General features: G+C 57.0%; 12 protein-coding genes. 5 read left to right on the top strand and 7 right to left on the bottom strand.

All coding sequences use genetic code 11. The features are described 5' to 3' along the window. On the top strand, positions 1 to 951 hold the full coding sequence (dusC, locus tag ACR8BN_RS13220) for a tRNA dihydrouridine(16) synthase DusC (RefSeq protein WP_434747011.1): 951 nt from the start codon (positions 1 to 3) through the stop codon (positions 949 to 951). A gap of 70 nt (positions 952 to 1,021) precedes the next feature. Beyond that, positions 1,022 to 2,209, top strand: a complete 1,188-nt coding sequence (locus ACR8BN_RS13215) for an MFS transporter (RefSeq protein ID WP_010260279.1) — start codon at positions 1,022 to 1,024, stop codon at positions 2,207 to 2,209. Between the two features lie 21 nt (positions 2,210 to 2,230). Here the strand turns inward: ACR8BN_RS13215 and ACR8BN_RS13210 are convergent, their stop codons facing one another. The 4 genes from ACR8BN_RS13210 to ACR8BN_RS13195 all read right to left on the bottom strand — a co-directional run bounded on the left by ACR8BN_RS13210 (position 2,231) and on the right by ACR8BN_RS13195 (position 7,983). Next, complete coding sequence (locus ACR8BN_RS13210; RefSeq protein WP_052270825.1) at positions 2,231 to 3,832, bottom strand: inorganic phosphate transporter; 1,602 nt, start codon at positions 3,830 to 3,832, stop codon at positions 2,231 to 2,233. Positions 3,833 to 4,019: 187 nt separating this feature from the next. Beyond that, the gene (locus ACR8BN_RS13205; RefSeq protein ID WP_010260287.1) at positions 4,020 to 5,141 is read right to left on the bottom strand and encodes a L,D-transpeptidase family protein; all 1,122 of its coding nucleotides are present in this window, start codon (positions 5,139 to 5,141) and stop codon (positions 4,020 to 4,022) included. 214 nt (positions 5,142 to 5,355) lie between these two features. Then, the gene (locus ACR8BN_RS13200) at positions 5,356 to 7,170 is read right to left on the bottom strand and encodes a glycoside hydrolase family 15 protein (protein WP_039387692.1); all 1,815 of its coding nucleotides are present in this window, start codon (positions 7,168 to 7,170) and stop codon (positions 5,356 to 5,358) included. Between the two features lie 231 nt (positions 7,171 to 7,401). Continuing rightward, entirely contained in the window at positions 7,402 to 7,983 is a 582-nt protein-coding gene (locus ACR8BN_RS13195; RefSeq protein WP_010260294.1) for a DedA family protein, read from the bottom strand. A 205-nt stretch (positions 7,984 to 8,188) separates the two neighbouring features. On the opposite strand from ACR8BN_RS13195, the gene ACR8BN_RS13190 reads away from it, so the two are divergent. From ACR8BN_RS13190 to ACR8BN_RS13180, 3 genes are all read left to right on the top strand, one after another. After that, on the top strand, positions 8,189 to 8,776 hold the full coding sequence (locus ACR8BN_RS13190; RefSeq protein WP_010260296.1) for a Yip1 family protein: 588 nt from the start codon (positions 8,189 to 8,191) through the stop codon (positions 8,774 to 8,776). A gap of 178 nt (positions 8,777 to 8,954) precedes the next feature. Then, the gene (pbpG, locus tag ACR8BN_RS13185) at positions 8,955 to 9,902 is read left to right on the top strand and encodes a D-alanyl-D-alanine endopeptidase (protein ID WP_434747010.1); all 948 of its coding nucleotides are present in this window, start codon (positions 8,955 to 8,957) and stop codon (positions 9,900 to 9,902) included. 226 nt (positions 9,903 to 10,128) lie between these two features. After that, positions 10,129 to 12,576 (top strand): DUF3772 domain-containing protein, encoded by a 2,448-nt coding sequence (locus tag ACR8BN_RS13180; protein ID WP_031591695.1) that lies wholly within the window; start codon positions 10,129 to 10,131, stop codon positions 12,574 to 12,576. 310 nt (positions 12,577 to 12,886) lie between these two features. Here ACR8BN_RS13180 and ACR8BN_RS13175 read toward each other — a convergent pair whose 3' ends face one another. The 3 genes from ACR8BN_RS13175 to dld all read right to left on the bottom strand — a co-directional run bounded on the left by ACR8BN_RS13175 (position 12,887) and on the right by dld (position 18,978). Then, a complete protein-coding gene (locus tag ACR8BN_RS13175; RefSeq protein ID WP_434747009.1) occupies positions 12,887 to 15,538 on the bottom strand; it encodes a beta-N-acetylhexosaminidase in 2,652 nt (883 codons plus the stop codon). Between the two features lie 48 nt (positions 15,539 to 15,586). Next, entirely contained in the window at positions 15,587 to 16,984 is a 1,398-nt protein-coding gene (gene chiP, locus ACR8BN_RS13170; RefSeq protein ID WP_208443125.1) for a chitoporin ChiP, read from the bottom strand. A 290-nt stretch (positions 16,985 to 17,274) separates the two neighbouring features. Beyond that, entirely contained in the window at positions 17,275 to 18,978 is a 1,704-nt protein-coding gene (dld, locus tag ACR8BN_RS13165; protein WP_115758539.1) for a D-lactate dehydrogenase, read from the bottom strand. Between the last annotated feature and the right edge of the window lie 66 nt (positions 18,979 to 19,044).

Raw genomic sequence — 19,044 nt, 5'->3', positions numbered from 1 at the left:
ATGAGGGTTTTACTGGCACCGATGGAGGGCGTGCTGGATTCACTGGTGCGCCAGCTGTTATCGGAAGTGAACGACTACGATCTCTGCATTACTGAGTTTTTGCGCGTGGTCGATCAACTGCTGCCGGTAAAATCTTTCTACCGTCTCTGCCCCGAACTGCATAACGCCAGCCGCACGCCTTCCGGCACGCGGGTGCGTATGCAGCTGCTGGGGCAGCATCCCGAATGGTTAGCCGAGAACGCCGCACGTGCGGTGGAACTGGGCTCATGGGGTGTGGATCTCAACTGTGGTTGTCCTTCTAAACTGGTCAACGGCAGCGGAGGCGGCGCAACTCTTCTTAAAGATCCCGATCTGATCTATCGCGGCGCGAAAGCGATGCGTGAAGCGGTGCCTGCAGATTTGCCGGTGACGGTGAAAGTGCGGCTCGGCTGGGACTCCAGCGCCCGCAGTCTGGAGATTGCCGATGCGGTGCAACAGGCCGGTGCCAGCGAACTGGTGGTGCATGGGCGGACCAAAGAAGAGGGCTATCGCGCAGAGGCGATCAACTGGCAGGCGATTGGCGATATTCGTCAGCGGCTGCGCATTCCGGTGATTGCCAATGGCGAAATATGGGACTGGCAAAGCGCGCAACACTGTATGGCGGTAACCGGCTGCGATGCGGTGATGATTGGCCGTGGCGCACTGAACATCCCCAACCTGAGCCGGGTAGTGAAATATAACGAGCCGCCGATGGCCTGGCCTGATGTGGTGCGGTTATTACAGAAATACAGCCAGCTGGAAAAGCAGGGCGATACCGGCCTCTACCACGTGGCGCGTATCAAACAGTGGCTCGGTTATCTGCGCAAAGCTTATGGCGAAGCCGATGGCTTATTCAGCGAAATCCGTGCGTTAAAATCGTCGGGCGACATTGCACAGGCGATTGATCGTCACGCGCATGTTCATGGTTTGTGATAAAAAATCAGGCGACCCCTTAGCGGCCTGACGGTATAGTGGGGAAAATTTCCTGGACCCCTTGCCTGCTATGTCTGACTCCGCTGTGTTGAGCAACAGCCAGCTCAACAAACGAATCCTCTCCGTTATTATCTTCACCTTCTTCTGCTATCTCTCTGTCGGACTGCCGCTGGCCGTGCTGCCAGGCTTCGTCAAAAATCATCTTGGCTTCAGCTCCTTTATCGCCGGACTGATTATCAGCATTCAATATTTTGCAACACTGCTCAGCCGTCCGCAGTCGGGCCGTCTGGCCGATCGCCTTGGGCCAAAGCGGGTGGTGATGCTGGGACTGCTCTGCTGCGGCATGAGCGGGGTGCTGACTATCGTAGCCGCACTGCTGAGCGGCTGGCCATGGCTGAGTCTGGCGCTGCTGGCCATCGGACGGCTGTTTCTCGGCGTAGGTGAAAGCTTCAGCAGCACCGGGTCAACCCTGTGGGGCATGAACATCGTCGGGCCAATGCAGACCGCGCGCGTGATCTCCTGGAATGGTGTTGCGACCTATCTGGCAATGGCCGTCGGTGCACCGCTGGGTGTGCTGCTGAACAGTGAATTTGGTATGAGTGGATTTGCCGGGCTGATTGCGCTGATGGGCGTGGCGGGCTATCTGATGGCCAGCCGCAAACCGGCGGTGACGGTCAGTGTGGGCGAGCGCATTCCGTTTCACCGCGTCTTTTCGCGCGTCTGGCTTTATGGCCTGGCGCTGGGCTTCGGCACCATCGGTTTTGGCGTTATCGCCACCTTTATCACCCTCTATTTTGCCAGCCGTGACTGGCAGGGCGCGGCCTATGCGCTGACGCTGTTCAGCCTGGGTTTTGTGCTGGTGCGTCTGGGGTTTGGTCGCTTTATTACCCGTTTCGGCGGGCTGCGCGTGTCGCTCTTCTCTTTCCTGCTGGAGTGCCTGGGACTGCTGATTATCTGGCAGGCGGACAGCGCCTGGCTGGTCGGGGCGGGCGCATTCCTCACCGGCAGCGGATTTTCGCTGGTCTTTCCGGCGCTGGGCGTTGAGGCGGTTAAACGGGTTGAGCGCCAGGATCAGGGCTCTGCGTTGGGCACCTATTCCGCTTTTCTCGATCTGGGCCTGGGCTTAACCGGCCCGGTGGCGGGATTGCTTATCGGACACTGGGGGATGCAGTCAGTCTATCTGGCGGCGGCGTTGATGGTGCTGGGAGCGCTGCTGATTACCCTGCGGCTTTACTGGCAGCAGCGGCTTATCGCCTGAATGACGATAAGCCGCAGACCGTTAAAAATGGCTGAACGCCCAGTAGAGCAGGGCAGAGAGCAGAATAGAAACCGGCAGCGTTAAAATCCAGGCGACGGCCAGGTTACGCAGCGTCGAGAGCTGCAAGCCGGAACGGTTCGCCGCCATGGTGCCCGCCACGCCGGATGAGAGCACGTGGGTGGTAGAAACCGGTAAACCGAAACCGTCTGCCGCGCCAATGGTCATCATCGCCACCAGTTCGGCGCTGGCGCCCTGGGCATAGCTCAGATGGGTTTTACCGATCCGTTCTCCCACTGTGACTACAATCCGGCGCCAGCCGACCATGGTGCCCAGTCCCAGCGCAATCGCCACCACCACTTTCACCCACATCGGAATAAAGCGGGTGGCGCTGTCGAGTTCCGTTTTCACTGCCTTGAGGTTGCGTTCCGTCTCCTGCGGCAGTCTGACCTCGGCGCTCTGCAGATGCTTGATCGATTCTGACGCCAGATACATCTGGTTGCGGGTATTGGTCACCGCCTGAGCTGGAATGTTTTCCATTGAACCGTAACGACGAATCTCATCGCCGACTTCGCGCAGCGTCATCGCCAGCGCGGGCAGCACGTCGGGATTCATGCTGTTGCTGCCAACAAAGCCGGTCAGTACCTCACGGGCCGGTGGAGGATTGGCTGACGCGGGCTGCAGTTGCAGCAGCTGATGGGCGGTCACTTCGTTCAGCGCCGCGACGCGCGGGATCTGATCGGGTGGCAGCGATCGGTTCAGGGCGTAGGCGATCGGCATGGTGCCCACCAGGATCAGCATAATCAGCCCCATCCCTTTCTGACCATCGTTGGAGCCGTGCGCAAACGACACGCCGGTACAGGTCAGGATCAGCAGGCCGCGGATCCAGACCGGTGGCGGCTGATTGCTTTCCGGCGCCTGATAAAGCTGGCGATTGCGGATAAACAGTTTCATCACCCACAGCAGCAGCCCGGCGCAGACAAAGCCGACCACTGGCGACAGCAGCAGTGCATAGCCGACCTTCAAGGCCTGATCCCAGTCAACCCCGCTCAGACCGCTGCGTCCGTGCAGCATCGCATTGGCAACGCCGACGCCGATGATTGAGCCGATCAGCGTATGGGACGACGACGACGGCAGCCCTAAATACCAGGTGCCCAGGTTCCAGATAATCGCTGAGAAGAGCAGCGCATAGACCATGGCAAACCCGCTGCCGCTGCTGGCCTGCAGGATCAACTCCACCGGCAGCAGTGAGATAATGCCAAACGCCACCACGCCGCTGGAGAGCAGCACACCCAGAAAGTTACAGAAACCGGACCAGACCACCGCGATGCCGGGCGTCAGCGAATGGGTGTAGATCACGGTCGCCACGGCATTGGCGGTATCGTGAAAGCCATTCACAAACTCAAAGCCGAGCGCAATCAGCAATGCCAGCCCCAGCAGAAAGAACGGCAGATAGCTGGTGACCGGCATATTGGTCTCTTCAACATCGCTGACCAGATTGAGGCCAGCGAACGCCAGTCCGGCAACCAGCAGAATAAAGAACAGCGGTTTACTGAAACGGCTATTTTTGCCGTTGAAATCGGGGCGACCTCGGGCTGATGAGGAGGAGAGACTGTTTTCGCTCATGGTGTACCTCTGGTGGCTGATGCCGGCTGCTGATTTGCACCGGGTCAACGCAGTGTGATACGCGCTTTATATGACAGATTAATGATCGTCGGACGGGGCATTCTGAGCGGAGTGAGCGGGAAAACGCGGAAACGCAGGCAATAAAAAAGCCAGCGACAGGCGCTGGCTTCTGAAAGCAGGGCGGCAATTACGAGCTGGTATTGGCCGCGGCTGCAGGTGCTGCTGGTGTTACCGGAGCGGCCGGAGCGGCTGGCTCAGTGGCCGGCTGCTGTGGCTGCGCGGCATCACTGTTTGCACCCTGAGAGGTGACCGGCGTCATTGGCTCTTCCTGTGGCACAGCCTGCGGGTTTTCCGGCATCGGAACTGGCGCAGTCTGGATGTTGTTCTCCACGCCGTTCACTTTTACTGGCATACCGGTACGGCCCTGAATCGCGCCATTAACCTGATCCTGATTGACGCTGGCATCAACCAGAACTTTGCTCACCGCCTGATTCAGCGTAATCGGCACCAGCTCACGCGAGTTGAACTGCTCTTCGGTGGTCGACAGCGGGTTATGCACTTCTACATAACGTGAACCGTCTGGCTCCACGGTCGCTTTTACCGGCTGATCAACGAACTGTACGCGCGTACCGACCGGCACGTTCTGATACAGCCATTTGATATCGTCAGCGCGCAGACGCACACAACCATGGCTCACGCGCAGGCCGATACCGAAGTTGGCGTTGGTGCCGTGAATCGCATAGAGGCGACCGATATAGAGCGCATACAGGCCCATCGGGTTATCCGGGCCTGGCGGGAAGACCGCTGGCAGGGTTTCACCGCGCGCCGCGTAATCCGCATGCATGCCTTTGGTTGGCGTCCAGGTCGGGCCATCTTTTTTACGTTCTACCGCTGTGGTCCAGTTAATCGGGGTATCTTTACCCAGTTCACCGATACCAATAGGCAACACTACCACGGTTTTGCTGCCTTTCGGATAGTAGTAAAGACGCATCTCCGCGCTGTTAATCACAATGCCTTCACGCGGTGCGTCCGGCAGGATCAGCTGCTGTGGGATGATCATTTTGCTGCCAGCCTTAGGCAGATAAACGTCAACGCCCGGATTGGCTTCCAGCATATTGCTGAGGCCCATCTGGTACTGCGCCGCAAAAGCTTCCAGCGGCAGTTTGCTGTCTTCAGGGACAGTAATTTCGATATTTTCGCCGATCAGACGGCTGTTGGCCGGCGGTAACGGGTAAACCACAGCAAAGGCTGACTGGCTGAAGGCCGCCAGAGCCAGTGCGATTGAAGCGAAAGCGCGAATGATTTTCATATTTTACAATTCTTTATCGCCATATTTCAGGCTGTTCAGTGTGTCGAATTCATGCTGGCCACTGTGACCTGCTGCGCATTATATGTTCATTAATCTGACGTTGTGAATCGGGATTTTAACCTGCCTGCAATACTTTACGTAAATTCACCGCGGATGTTAGCGCATTTCCGGAAAGCAGGGCGCTAAAAATGGGGCTTTCCGGGGTTATCCCTGACTAAGGTTGCCACTGCGTTTGTTCGCCGCTGAGTTTGCGGTTCAGGAAAAAGGCGGCACTGATTAACGCCAGATGGGTCAGCGCCTGCGGCGTGTTGCCCAGCGCATGGCCGTGGCTGTCAAACTCCTCCGCGTAGAGGCCCAGTGGATTGGCGTAGCTCAGCAACTTTTCAAATTCAAAATGCGCTTCCTGAATCCGGCCCGCGCGCGCCAGACACTCGACATACCAGAAGGAGCAGGCTCCGAAGGACCCTTCTGAGCCTTTCAGGCCATCGGCGGGCGTCTCATGCGTATTGTAACGGCGCACCATACCGTCGCTGACCAGATTAGTTTTGATCGCATCCAGCGTGGCAATCCAGTCCGGGTCGGTGGCTCCCACAAAACGCACCAGCGGCATCAGCAGCATTGAGGCGTCGAGATGTTCGCCATGACGGGTCGAAGAGAAGTGACCCCGCTCACTGTTCCAGAAGTTAGCCCAGATATCTTCGCGGATCTCCCGGCGCGCCCGATCCCAGCGTTCATAAGGCATCGGCAGCGATCGCTTCATGCCCAGACGCAGCGCGCGATCCATCGCAACCCAGCACATCAGACGTGAATGCAGGAAATGTTCCGGTTCACCGCGCATCTCCCAGATACCGGCATCAGGCTGATTCCAGTTGTCACACAGCCAGTCGATCATTTTGACGACATGTTCCCAGCCGCGCTGGGAGATCGCCTCACCATATTTATTGGCCAGATAGACCGCATCCATCAGTTCGCCATAGATATCGAGCTGGGTCTGCTGCCAGGCGTCATTGCCGATGCGCACCGGACGGGAGTCGGCATAGCCGGAGAGATTCAGCAGCTCCATCTCGTGTAGCTCGGTGCCGCTGTCCAGCCGGTACATGACCTGCAGGCGCATCTCATCGTGATGGCTGTTTTCAACGCAGCGACCAACCCAGTGGGTAAAGTGTTTGGCTTCATCGGTGTAGCCTAGCCGCATCAGGGCATACATGCTGAACGAGGCGTCACGGATCCAGGAGGCGCGATAGTCCCAGTTGCGTTCGCCGCCCAGCTCTTCAGGCAGGCCAAAGGTCGCTGCCGCCGCAATAGAGCCGTGCTGATGTGAAGTCAGCAGTTTGAGGACCAGCGCCGAACGCTGCACCATTTCGCGCCAGCGTCCCTGATAGTTACTGTGGGCGCTCCAGCGTCGCCAGTAGTTCAGCGTCTCTTCAAAGCAATGTTCGGTGGTCAGCGCTTCGATATGCGCATCATCCACGCTGCCAAATTCAAACTGCGCATGTTCACCGGGTTGTAACGTGAAGAGGGCGGTCGCGCTCTCATCCTCCAGCGTCATCACCACGCTGGCGGCGAGGCGTAGCGACGGCTGGCCTTCGGCATGAAAATCGATACAGCCGTTGTGCGCCTCTGCGCGGGTCTGCGCCCGGGCATAGTCGTGGCGCGGTGAACAGCGCAGGCTAAAGGTCGCGCTGCCGCGTACCATTTTGACCCGCCGGATCAGACGCGGCAGCTTGTCCTTGTCATCACAAATCGGCATGTAGTCGGTGATCTCCGCCACGCCTTCATCATCCAGCCAGCGGGTCTGCAGGATGTTGGTATCGGGCAGGTAGAGCTGCTGACGTCGCGCATTGGGCCAGTCCGGGGCCAGGGAGAAAAGCCCGGCATCATCGCTGTCGAGCAGGGCGGCAAAGACCGACGGGCTGTCGAGTTCCGGCCAGCAGAGATAATCAATGGTGCCATCATTCGCGACCAGTGCGCAGGTGCGCAAATCTCCGATCACGCCATGGTCTTCAATCTTACGTTTTACCTTACTCATCCTCATCTCCCTGTCAGTGTCCATCCTAACTATAGCTGAGCCATCTGATGCGGCTTCGTTTGGGCACAGATGGTTAACGTACGGTTGAATGAGGCAGGGAAGGGGTGAGGGCGGGTGAGACATGGGAAATCGCCAGCAGGGTCGCCTGGCGCTGCTCAGCGTCGGCGACCTGTGCCACCGGTCAGCTCTCTCTCATAGCCGGTGGCGTCTGCTGGCGAACCCGTGGTTCATTTATTCCTGGTCGGCACGACGGTTGTGCCAGCGGCGGATTACCCAGCGCAGCGCAAAGGCGAATACCACTGCGCCGACCAGCCACAGCAGATGCTTCAGATGTTGGTCGAGTTTATGCAGCCACGGCGCGATGATGCCGCCCGCGAAATAGCCCAGGGTGACAAAGATCAGCGCCCAGATGGCCGCCCCGATGACGTTAAGAATAAAAAACTTCATCGGATTGAGGCGGCTGGCCCCGATGATGATTGGGCCAATCAGTCGAAAGCCATACATAAAGCGCACGCCAATCACAAACAGGCTGGGACGGCGTTTAATCAGGCGGTTCGCCTTGACCACTTTATCCTGATGCTTTTTAAAGCGGCGCAGGATCTGCGTGCCCCAGCGGCGACCGACCCAGTAGAGCAGTTGATCGCCGACAATACCGCCACCCATGGCGGCCAGCACCACACCCACGTAATGCAGCAGCCCCTCATGCGCGGCGACGCCGCCCAGCAACGTAAATGTTTCCCCCTCGGCGATACAGCCAATAAAAAGTGCCAGATAACCGTACTGCGTAATTAATGCGTTGATATCCAGATGCAAAATGACCCTCCCTGTTCAGTGACTGTTTCTTCCAGTCTATACGCGATTTGGCTTCGCTTCCGCCCGTGCCTCACGGGTCCGTTTATTTATGCTGTTTTTTTGTCCGGTCACCACGAAAGTTTCGCTGCCGTTTATACTTGAGAGGACGCTGCCCCCAAAGACGGATGCATCATCGGGCGGCCCACTGCATCAGAGGAGTGAATCTATGAATCATGTCTGGGGTCTGCTGGCGCATCCGAATCAGGAAATGCGTCATATCAAGCAAGAGAATGAGAGCGTATCGCACCATTACACCCACCATGTTCTGCTGATGGCGGCGATTCCGGTGATCTGCGCCTTTATTGGCACAACTCAGCTGGGCTGGAATCTGGGCGAGGGGCAATATGTGCAACTCAACCTGTTAACCGGGATTGGGCTTGGCATTCTGTTCTATCTGATTATTCTGGGTGGCGTCGCAGTAATGGGACGCGTGATTCACTGGATGGCACGTGATTATCCGCAGCGCCCCGGCGTACAGCGCTGTACGGTGTTTGCGGGCTATGTGGCTACGCCGCTGTTTCTCAGCGGGCTGGTGGCGCTCTATCCGCTGGTCTGGCTCTGCGTACTGGCGGGCGCGCTGGCGCTGCTCTACACCGGTTATCTGCTCTATATCGGCATTCCACTGTTTCTTAATATCGACCGCGAAGAGAGTCTGCGCTTTTCCGGTTCAACGCTGGCCATCGGCGTGCTGGTATTTGAAGTGTTACTGGCATTAACCGTGGTGCTGTGGGGATATGGACCGCATCTGTTCTGACCGACCGCTGCCGCCGCTCTGGCGGCAGTTCTCTTTTTACGCCCGGAAACACTCTCACCAGGAAATTTCTTAACCTTACGGGTATGATATCGCCGCCAGCCCGCGCTCCGACCTCACTGAAGCGGGCGGCCTGTGTCGGTCTGACACAGTACATATTCATAACCGGGTTTTTTCTACGATGCCTGCAAAAATTCGTTCCACCCTGCTTTCGCTGGCGCTGCTCGTTTCAGGGCAGATTGTTTCACTTCCGGCGCAGGCGACGACGTCGCTGTCGCAACTGGCGCCTATTGCTCAGCCGCAGATCGCCTCTGGCAGTGCGATGATTGTCGATCTCACGACCAATAAAGTGCTGTTTTCCAGCCACCCTGATCGGGTCAGGCCCATTGCCTCCATCACCAAGCTGATGACCGCTATGGTGGTGCTGGATGCGCATCTGCCGATGAACGAGATGATAACTGTCGATGTCAGCCAGACGCCGGAAATGCGGGGTGTCTTCTCACGCGTTAAGCTCAATAGCCAGATTAGCCGCCGGAATATGCTGTTGCTGGCGCTGATGTCCTCGGAAAACCGCGCCGCCGCCAGCCTGGCTCATGCTTATCCGGGCGGCTATAACGCCTTTATCCGGGCGATGAACGCGAAAGCGCGGTCACTGGGCATGAAACAGACCCGCTACGTGGAGCCAACCGGCCTGTCGACGCAAAACGTCTCCAGCGCGCAGGATCTGGTTAAATTACTCAAAGCAACGCGGGAATATCCGCTGCTTGGCGCGCTCAGCACCACTAAAGAGGAGACGGCGGTTTTTGCCCATCCGAGCTATGTGCTGCCGTTCCGCAACACCAACCATCTGGTCTATAAAAATGACTGGCATATTCAGCTGACTAAAACCGGTTACACCGATGAGGCGGGTCACTGCCTGGTGATGCGCACCATGATTAATAATCGCCCGGTGGCGCTGGTAGTGCTGGATGCCTTTGGCAAATATACCCACTTCGCCGATGCAAACCGTCTGCGCAGCTGGATTGAGACCGGTAAAGCGGCTCCGGTGCCGGCCGCCGCGCTGGCGTATAAAAAACAGAAATCGGGCCAGGTTGCCAGTAATGGGGCCAGCAGCGCCGACGTTGAGTAGAAAATGGCCGGTGTTACGCGCTGCGGACACTGGCATTACCTGCAGGCTGAGCGGGTATCCGGGATGATGCAGGCAGAGGCGTACAGCGATTTTTACGTCTCTGTCTGTGCCGAATTAGCCCGAAAAATGCCCGTTATTCCTATATTGCCATCCCTTGCAAAGCCCTACACTACGCGCGACTGGCGAGGGACGATCGCCTGATTTAAGCTGCCGGAATCTTACTCATATGTTTAAGCTACGATCCTTTTTTGCATTGTTAATGCTGGCGCTGGTGGCATTTGCCCCGGCGCTGACGCTGGCCGCGGATGATAAGGCCAGTGCTGCTCAGGAACAGGATGCTCCGCCGAAGCTGAATGCTGCGGTTGAACTGCCGAAAATGCAGAAGATCCTCGATAAAATCAAAAGTCAGGTCTCCGTTGATGCTGGCGAAAACAAGCTCACTCAGCTGAATGAAATGGCGCTTGAGCTCTCAGGCAGTGCCGACACGCTGGGCCAGGCGCTGCTCCCCGATCGCCAGCAACTGGACGCCCAGTTGCAGGTTCTGGGGCCGGCACCTAAAGCCGACAGCGGCGTAAAAGAGACGTCGGAAGTGACGCGCAAGCGTAACGCGCTGGAGAGTCAGAAAAGCAAACTCGACGATCAGATTAAACAGGCCGAAGGCATTAAAAATGGCGCGCTGATGCTCTCCTCGCAGATTGTTAACCTGCGCCGCGATCAGCTGAAAAGCCAGCTGGCGCTGAACTCCGGCACCATTCTGGGGCCGCGCTTCTGGTCACCACTGCTCAATAGTCAGGATCTGGATGGCGAGAAAATCGGTGAATTCCTGCAGGAGTTGCAGGACACCGCGGCACTCTCATGGGAGCCGGGCTGGCGCGTGGGCAGTGTTTTCTGGCTGCTGGCTGCCATGCTGGTGATGACGGCTGGCCGTCGTTACAGCGAAGAGTTTCTGGCCTGGATCAGCATTCACAAACTGCCGGAAGGGAAGCTGCGCCGCAGTTTCCTGGCGGCAGCGATAGCCCTGACCACCCTGGTGGCCGTCGTCCTCACCTTTAACTTTATCGCCCTGGCCTTTACCCGCCGTGATGAGGTTTCTGAAAACGTTCAGGACTTTGTGGATCAACTGGTTCGGCTCAGTGTCTTTTGTGGCCTGATTGCCGGACTGGGACGCGCTTTCCTCTCTACCCGTCGCCCCAGCTGGCGTTTACCGACCATCTCTAATGAAGTGGCGATGGCGTTAAAACCGTTTCCACCGATTACCGCCGTGCTGGTCTTTATCTTCCAGACGGTCGAGGCGTTTAACTACAGCGTCGGCACCAGCCTGAATACCACTATTTTTGCCAACGGGCTGACGGCACTGCTGATTGGTACTACCGCGCTGGCGATCAGCATGCGCACCAACCGGGTTCGTCGCCGTATGACCCAGGCGGGCACACCACCGGAGGCCCGTTCCACGCTGGTCGGATTGATCCAGATGGGCCTGACGCTGACCGGCATCGCCATTCTGGTGTCGCTGCTCATCGGTTACGTCACGCTGGCGCGCTTCCTGAGTTATGAAGTGATCTGGTGCGGCCTGCTGTTTGGTTCGTTCTACTTCCTCAGTCATCTGCTCAACGATGGCTGTGAGAGCCTGTTCTCGACCAGTAATGCAACCGGTCGCCGTATTCAGAGTTCGCTTAACATCAATGAGCGTCATCTGCAGCAAACGGCTACGCTGCTGACGGCCATCGGTAAAACCTTCCTGGTGCTGGTTGTGGCGCTGGCGCTGGTTAACGGGACCTTTGCCTCTTCAACGCCGATTGAGCTGCTGCAAAAAGTGATTGAGTTCTGGGGCGGTAAAGGACTTGAATCCCTGAATATCGTCCCGGCGCACATGGTGAATGCGATAATCTGCCTGATCGTCGGCATCTATGTGCTGCGAACGGTGCGCCGCTGGCTCGATACCGATTTTCTGCCGAAAACCACCATGGATGTGGGCATGCGGGTGTCGCTGGTGACGCTGTTCAGCAACATCGGTTATGTACTGGTCATCCTGCTGACGTTGTCGATCATGGGTCTGCAGTGGAATAAGCTGGCCTGGATCGTCAGTGCCTTGTCGGTTGGTATCGGTTTTGGCTTACAGGAGATTGTGAAGAACTTTATTTCGGGGCTGATTCTGTTGACCGAGCGGCCAGTGAAAGTTGGCGATCTGGTGAGCATCAGCGGTATCGAAGGGGATATCCGCCGGATTAACGTGCGCGCCACCGAGATCCAGCTGGGCGATAAATCTACGGTGATTGTGCCGAACTCGCAGTTTATCTCGCAGAACGTGCGCAATGCCACCATGGGTAATGCGCAGGGGGTGGTCACGATTACGCTGACTTTCCCGCTCGACATCGATCCGGCAAAAGTGCGCGATATCCTGCTGGAGGTCTACAACGAAAATGAACGCATTCTGGAGACGCCAGAGCCATCCGTTTCGTTTAAAGATCTGACTCAACAGGGAATTATACTGAGCGTCACCGGGAACGTGGCGGGTCAGCGCCAGATCGCAGGGGCGAAGAGCGACCTGCTGTTCGATATTCTGACGCGTCTGCGTAAAGAGGGCATTCTGCTCTCCACACCGCAGACCATGATTATCGAGCGCCGTCAGCAGATGGCGGGTGCGGAGCCGGTCCCCGAAGAGAAGCTGGTTTAGGTGTGTAAAGGCCGACTTCTGTCGGCTCTGATGGTAAATACAGTGTAGCCCGGTTAGCTGTGTAATCGAGCTGGCACAGGGAACACGGTCAGATCGGAAAGACGCAAAAGCTGTCATCCATGACATGCTCGGCCCACGCCATCCCTGGCGTGGGACGCTTTCCTCTTCTGACCGTGTTCCCAGCGCATTAAGTTTCTTTATTGCTGCCAGATTCACCCTGCTTCAGGATTGGCAGCAATCAAAGGGCTGACTTCTGTCGGCCTTTTTCATATTCAAACGCTGGCTTCTCAGCCCGTTCACACTTCGCTTTCTACAGAGATTCAACGCGGCTGGTGTGCTGCCCGTCGCGGCTCACCGAGCGGATTGCCACCGCACCGCTGACCTGCGGTGGTCTGGTAGCATCGTAGCGCTGCCAGTTTGTGCCCTTGTCCAGACTGTACTCCAGCGTAACGCCCGGTAAGGCCACATTCATCGACAGGATGCCATCAACGATTCTGGCTCCCGGCACCGGCAGGCGATAATCGATGCCCGCCTTATCCAGCTTCGCCAGTTCCCGCTGTCCCAGCAGATTGGCAAATCGCTGCCAGTCATTCAGGCGCGCCTGCTGATCGACGAGATGGGTTTTATCCCCCGCATACTCCTGACCCGCCTTGTAATCCTGCTCCCAGCTGGCGCGGTGCCAGCTTCGTTCCGCTACCGAAAACAGGCGAGGGTAGATCATGTGCTCCATTTGAGCGTCAGTGCGCACCGTTTCGCTCCACAGCTGGGCCGAAATGCCGTAAGCACCGCTCCAGGGCTTCTCTGATTTGGCGCTGAAAAAGTTGCCGTCGCGATCCACCGAGGTTTCAGCATTCTGCGGCAGGTTGTCCGGCGCGAAGCCAAAGATTTTGCGCTCGTCGTTGAAGCGCGTGCCCCAGTAATAGCCGCGCTCCAGCGGGTTAACTTCATACGGAAAATCCAGATAGAGATAGTCGGGGCTGGAGATCACCACGTCGTAGCCTTTCTGTGACCAGTCACTGGCTGTGTCAAAACCGCCCCAGTAGAGGGTGTCCCAGAAGTTGACCGCGACGCGCGGTGTGGCAAAGGCTGCTGAATCTTTGGCATGTTTTAAACCATCCTGCCAGGCCTGCATTTTGCCAATACCGTGCCGGTTAACAATGTCACTGACGGTCAGGGCAAAGTAGCTCGGCAGGTGCGCCAGATCGTCCACTTTGCCGCTCTTCACCAGCGCCTGACAAACCTGCGATTTCGCCCACGGCAGATCTTCTTTACTCCAGTCGCGCAGACCGGTGCCCGATTTAGGGTCGCGTTTATCCGAGTAGCCAGCACCCAGCCGGATATTCTTCGCTTCATCACCGCCAAAATGCCAGACGCCGAGCGGCTGTCCCGCTTCCCGGTGCATTGCCTGAACCTCACCGATCACTTTATCGACAAACCGCTGAGAACCCGTAATGCAGGGATTGAGATAGCTGGTGCGGTCATAGAGCTGGACCGAGGTGGTATTGGAGTCGTCAGTGGGATCGATCAGGCGATACGCACTGGCCTGTTCAGCTTCTCCCTCCTTCATCAGCCGCTGATAGCGCGCTTCCATGGCGATGACGGCGGCACGGGCATGGGCGGGCATATCAATTTCCGGGATCACCTGGATGTGACGGGCCTGCGCATACTTCACAATCTCGATGTAGTCGGCACGGCTGAAATAGCCGCTGCCGTTGTTATCGCTGAACGGACCGGAACCGAGTTGCGGCAGCAGGCAGCGCTGTTCGCTCAGGTCATGGCAGCGCTTAGCCCCCACGTCAGTCAGTTCCGGTAAGCCAGGAATCTCAATCCGCCAGCCCTCATCGTCACTGAGGTGAAAGTGGAAGCGGTTCATCTTCCAGGCCGCCATCTGATCAAGCAGCCGCATGACCGCCTGTTTACTGTGAAAGTTACGGGCAACGTCGAGAAACGCGCCGCGATAGGCAAAGCGGGGCGAGTCATGGGCTTCCAGGGTGGCAATATGCGGCGCGCCTTCTGTAGGGATCAGCGAGAGAATCGACATCAGACCATAGAACGCACCGGCAGCATCGTAGCCCACCACGATGGCACGGCGAGGGGTGATATCCAGATCGTATGCGCCCGGTTTAGCCTGTTTGCCGCTGAAGTGACCCGGTTTGATCTGTGTCCTGATGGCAAATCCATCAGGCGCTTCTTTCAGGCCAAGCAGGGCCAGACGCTGCTTTACCGCCTCACCGGTTTCGCGGGTCAGCCCGGTCAGAGACAGACTGACGCCACGGCTGAGATCGGCATCCTGCGGACGCAGTTTCACCTCAAGCGGCGTGGGTGTGATTTGACCGCGCAGCGCGGAAGCGGGCAGGGTGGCAACATCGCTGTTTTTATCAAACCGGCTGGCGGGTTGCATCAGGATATTCCGGTCATCGGCACTGCGTCGCCAGTTATCCCCCAACGGCAATACAAACTGGCTGGGATCTTCATGATCGGTGCTGGCAATAATTTTGGGGGTGGCCTGCCCGGATGTCACATACCAGCGCGGCATCACATCCGTGACAAACAGCTGCCAGTATTCGTTAACGATCGGAATCTGCACCGATTCGCCCGCGCCAATGCCGGTGAACTTCTCAGTCGGCTCCAGCCGGGTCAGGTCGCCGACCAGATGGGTCATTTTGAACTGTTCGTTATCGACCCGCAGCGTCTGGTGGACGTTGCTCATGTAGATTGCCCAGTGTTTATCGGTCAGGGCAGGGCCGTTATTGGTCAGGGTAATGGTGGCGCGATTGCAGGCGGCATAGTCGGCACCCAGCGCGGCGCAGTCGGTGCCATGAAGGGCGGCCTGATTATCGTTCACCTGATAAGTGACGCCAAACTGGCTGATCTGATTCACCACCTGCTGCGCTGACGAGCTGGCGTGGCCTGTGGCTGCAGCGCCCAGCAGAGTGAGCGCGATAAGGCTTAACTTAAACATATTGATTCATCCTTGCTGCTGAAGAGATATCCGGGAGTCTGCAGGGCGTCAGAACAGCGTAAACGGCACGATAACCATAAATTTGATGTCCTTCTCGTCCTGAAAAATGTTGCCGTAACCGCCGCTGTAACTGGGCAGATTGCTGTGATTGTCGTAGCGGGTGTAATGCAGTTTAAACAGGGTATCTTTGGCGCGGCCCTGCTGGATTTGATAGATCAGATCAAGGTTCCAGGCGGACTCTTTCAGCCGCTGGCTCTGGTCAACGGTGGGCAGCGTGGCGGGTCTGGCATCCCAGCCCCAGACGTACGATGCGCCCACTTTCCATCCCGCCAGTTGCCACGGCGTTAAGTCGAGCATCGCCCCGGCAAAGATCGCTTTTTCGCCATTGGCGTTCCAGTCGGAGCGGGCATCCCACCAGATATCCAGTCGTCCATTGGAACTGGCGTAGCCTGGCGTCATGCGCTGCAGGAAGAAGCCCTGATTCCCCTCTGCTTTGACCCAGCTGCCTTCGAGTCGCAGATCAACCGGGCCGACGGTATAGCCGACCGTGATCGCCTGTAACCAGGCCAGGCCGTCATAGACATCACGCGGATTAGCGGCACCGCCCGCTACTTTGTCGTGTGCGCCGTAAAACTGATAGCTGGTGTTAAGTGCATTGCCACCGGGCGTGGCTGACCACGAGGCTTTGGCAAAATATTGATCCATATAATCCGCCGCCTGGCCAAATGCGCCCTCAAGCACCAGGTTATTCCTGAAGTCATATTTCATGCCGAACGAATGCAGGTAGCTGACAGATGTTTTGCTATCAGCCTGGCGGAAATTATATAAATCACGATACCAGGGCGCTTTATATTTGTCGCTCCACATCCAGGAGAGTGATAATGCACCGGCCTGCTGGAAATCATACAGCGCACCGACTTCGATGCCGCGATAGGTTCCGGGTAAGAAACTCCAGTGTGGCGCAATAATTGTCTGGCCGGTTGGCTGAATATAACCGGCGCGCAACCAGTAATCGTTATATTTTACTTTCAGTGCGGCTTTATAAACAGAAGCACCGCCGCTGTCGCCATTCCACTTTTCATCCCAGCGGGTACGCGCCTTACTGAATCCAATTTCATTGGGTGCGGCGGGGCCGCTGCTGGAAAGCTCAGCAGCACCGAAAATGGCGAGGTCCAGACCAATCCACTCTCCGGCATAGCCTGACTGATAGTCGAGATTACTGTTGAGCGAGGCATGATGTAAATTAGCCCGATACTGTCCCTGATATTCACTGGCGGGATCGGTGTCTCTGCGATCTCGCTGACGCTGCCAGTAAAAAACATTACCTTTCAGCGATGAGTCCTCAATAAATCCGCTGGCGTAGGCCGGTGATGAACTTATTGCAGTTAACGCTATTAATGCGGTGGCTATTTCAATTAACGCTAACGCGTAATTAATTTTTCGCATGATCATTCTTCCCTGAATGCAATTAAGATGCTTGCTATGAATTTTTTTATGGCGACAATCTATTTTTCGCGACGCGAAATATCAATTGGTGGCAGAATTTTTTGTGAACTATTGCGCATAACCCGATGAGATAAAATAAAGCAGGTGCGATATGGGAAGGGGAATTAATTATTTGATAAAGATGTTAGTCATTTGCAGGGCCGCTGCAACGGGAGGCTGGCGGTGTGAACGGGCTTCCCGGTAGTGTGAAAATCAGCCTGCTCAGATAAGCAGGCTGACCGATAAGGCGATTAAACCTGCTTCACTGCCCATCCCTTTTGCTTACTGGTTTTGCCAATCCCAGGATTGAAGCTGTTGGTGGGATCCAGCTGGCGATAGAACGCCGCCAGCTGCGGTTTGGCCTGATAGAGATGCCCTACATTATGTTCAGCGGGATATTCCGCGCCCCGCGCCTGAAGGATCTCCAGCATCTGCGCTTTGAGCGCATGCACATCGACGCCTTTTCTGACGATGTAATCCTGATGAAACACATGACAGAAGAAGTGGCCATAGTAGAGACGATGGCTCAGCGAGGCGCGGATCTCATCGGGCAGGGTTTCGAACCAGTCCGCATCGTTACGACGCAGGGCGATATCCAGCGCCAGAATGTCCTCGACCTCATCAGAATGCACCGCGTGGTAGCGCACCGCCGCACCCGCCGCTGCAAAGCGATGCAGAAAGGCGTGCGCACCTTCTTTGCCTTCACACTCGAAGAATTCGCCACCGCCTTCGCGGAAGTAGTCACGCAGATAGTTACGCGCTTCCGCCACGCCGTCGCCAGACATCTTCAGCATCAGATGATGTTCATATTTATCGCGATACTGCTTCATGCGTTTCGGCAGATGCGCCGGAAACAGTTTACTCAGGCGCTGCAACAGGCGATCGCTGAAGTGCGGTTTAACGAAGGAGAGTTTGCTCAGCCAGGCATCAACCCGCCCCTTCAGCGTGAAAAACAGCGGCATCTTGTCGGTGCCCAGCTTGTCGATCATCAGGAAGGTATCTTTGCCGTAGACTTCCGCAATGTCATAGATGTCGCGGTGCATATATTCGCCCGCCACAGGCAGATGGGTGAAATGCGCCAGCATGTGACGGCGGATATCGCTGAGAACGCCGGGCTCGTTGGTGCCGATGTAAAACACCTGCTGCTGCGGTTCGCTGGCGAAGGTATCAAGTCGCACCGCGAAGACCGCCAGCTTCCCGGCACAACCGGAGGCTTCAAACAGGCGACGCGCATCGGCGTTATAGCGGGCGGGCGTATCCGCATCCACTTCACGAACCCGGTCGGCATATTCATGATCGGAGGCGTGACGGCCATCGTGCTGCACATCTTTGGGCTGCCAGCGGTCATCATCCAGCCGCCCCAGAATCTCTTCCGGTGACGCCCCAAGATCGATACCGAGATGGTTCACCAGCTTCAGTTTTCCCTGCGCATCAATCTGGGCAAACAGCGCCATTTCACTGTAGGCCGGTCCGCGCTTGATCAGCGATCCGCCGGAGTTATTACAGATGCCGCCGAGCACCGAGGCACCAATACAGGAGGAGCCAATCACCGAGTGGGGTTCACGCCCCAGCGGCTTCAGTGCTTTTTCCAGCTGATAGAGTGTGCTGCCGGGGAACGCCAGCACCTGCTGGCCTTCGTCGATCAGCTGAAGCTTATCCAGCCGCAGGGTACTGACAATCACCAGCGGACGATCATAATCGTCGCCATGCGGCGTCGAGCCCTCGGTCAGGCCGGTATTCGCCGCCTGCATCAGGATAATGACATCGGCATTTACCAGCGTTTGCAGTACCCGCCAGAGCTCCAGCAGCGTACCGGGAAACGCCACCGCCAGCGCCTCGCCTTCGCCGGAGCGAAAGCCTTTGCGATAGCGCGCGGTCTGTTCAGGTTCAGTCAGCAGATGGGTAGGGCCGACCAGGCGGCGCAGGTCAGAAAGCAGGGCAGAGGTTTGTATCATGAGCAATTCCCTTGTCTTATCAGTGCGTCCTAACTGTAGCACGTCAACTCACCTCAACGCAGTGTG

It is taken from the genome of Pantoea sp. Lu_F5_004 (genome assembly GCF_051136245.1).
In the GTDB taxonomy this organism is placed as follows: Bacteria; Pseudomonadota; Gammaproteobacteria; order Enterobacterales; family Enterobacteriaceae; genus Pantoea; species Pantoea agglomerans.
The sequence above is the reverse complement of the archived record's forward strand: the minus strand, read 5'-3'. Positions and strand labels throughout refer to the sequence as shown.

Bases quoted from the DNA above. Each gene is read 5' to 3' on its own strand.
- dusC (WP_434747011.1), top strand. From the start codon at position 1: ATGAGGGTTTTACTGGCACCGATGGAGGGCGTGCTGGATTCACTGGTG.
- ACR8BN_RS13215 (WP_010260279.1), top strand. From the start codon at position 1,022: ATGTCTGACTCCGCTGTGTTGAGCAACAGCCAGCTCAACAAACGAATC.
- ACR8BN_RS13210 (WP_052270825.1), bottom strand. From the start codon at position 3,832: ATGAGCGAAAACAGTCTCTCCTCCTCATCAGCCCGAGGTCGCCCCGAT.
- ACR8BN_RS13205 (WP_010260287.1), bottom strand. From the start codon at position 5,141: ATGAAAATCATTCGCGCTTTCGCTTCAATCGCACTGGCTCTGGCGGCC.
- ACR8BN_RS13200 (WP_039387692.1), bottom strand. From the start codon at position 7,170: ATGAGTAAGGTAAAACGTAAGATTGAAGACCATGGCGTGATCGGAGAT.
- ACR8BN_RS13190 (WP_010260296.1), top strand. From the start codon at position 8,189: ATGAATCATGTCTGGGGTCTGCTGGCGCATCCGAATCAGGAAATGCGT.
- pbpG (WP_434747010.1), top strand. From the start codon at position 8,955: ATGCCTGCAAAAATTCGTTCCACCCTGCTTTCGCTGGCGCTGCTCGTT.
- ACR8BN_RS13180 (WP_031591695.1), top strand. From the start codon at position 10,129: ATGTTTAAGCTACGATCCTTTTTTGCATTGTTAATGCTGGCGCTGGTG.
- ACR8BN_RS13175 (WP_434747009.1), bottom strand. From the start codon at position 15,538: ATGTTTAAGTTAAGCCTTATCGCGCTCACTCTGCTGGGCGCTGCAGCC.
- chiP (WP_208443125.1), bottom strand. From the start codon at position 16,984: ATGCGAAAAATTAATTACGCGTTAGCGTTAATTGAAATAGCCACCGCA.
- dld (WP_115758539.1), bottom strand. From the start codon at position 18,978: ATGATACAAACCTCTGCCCTGCTTTCTGACCTGCGCCGCCTGGTCGGC.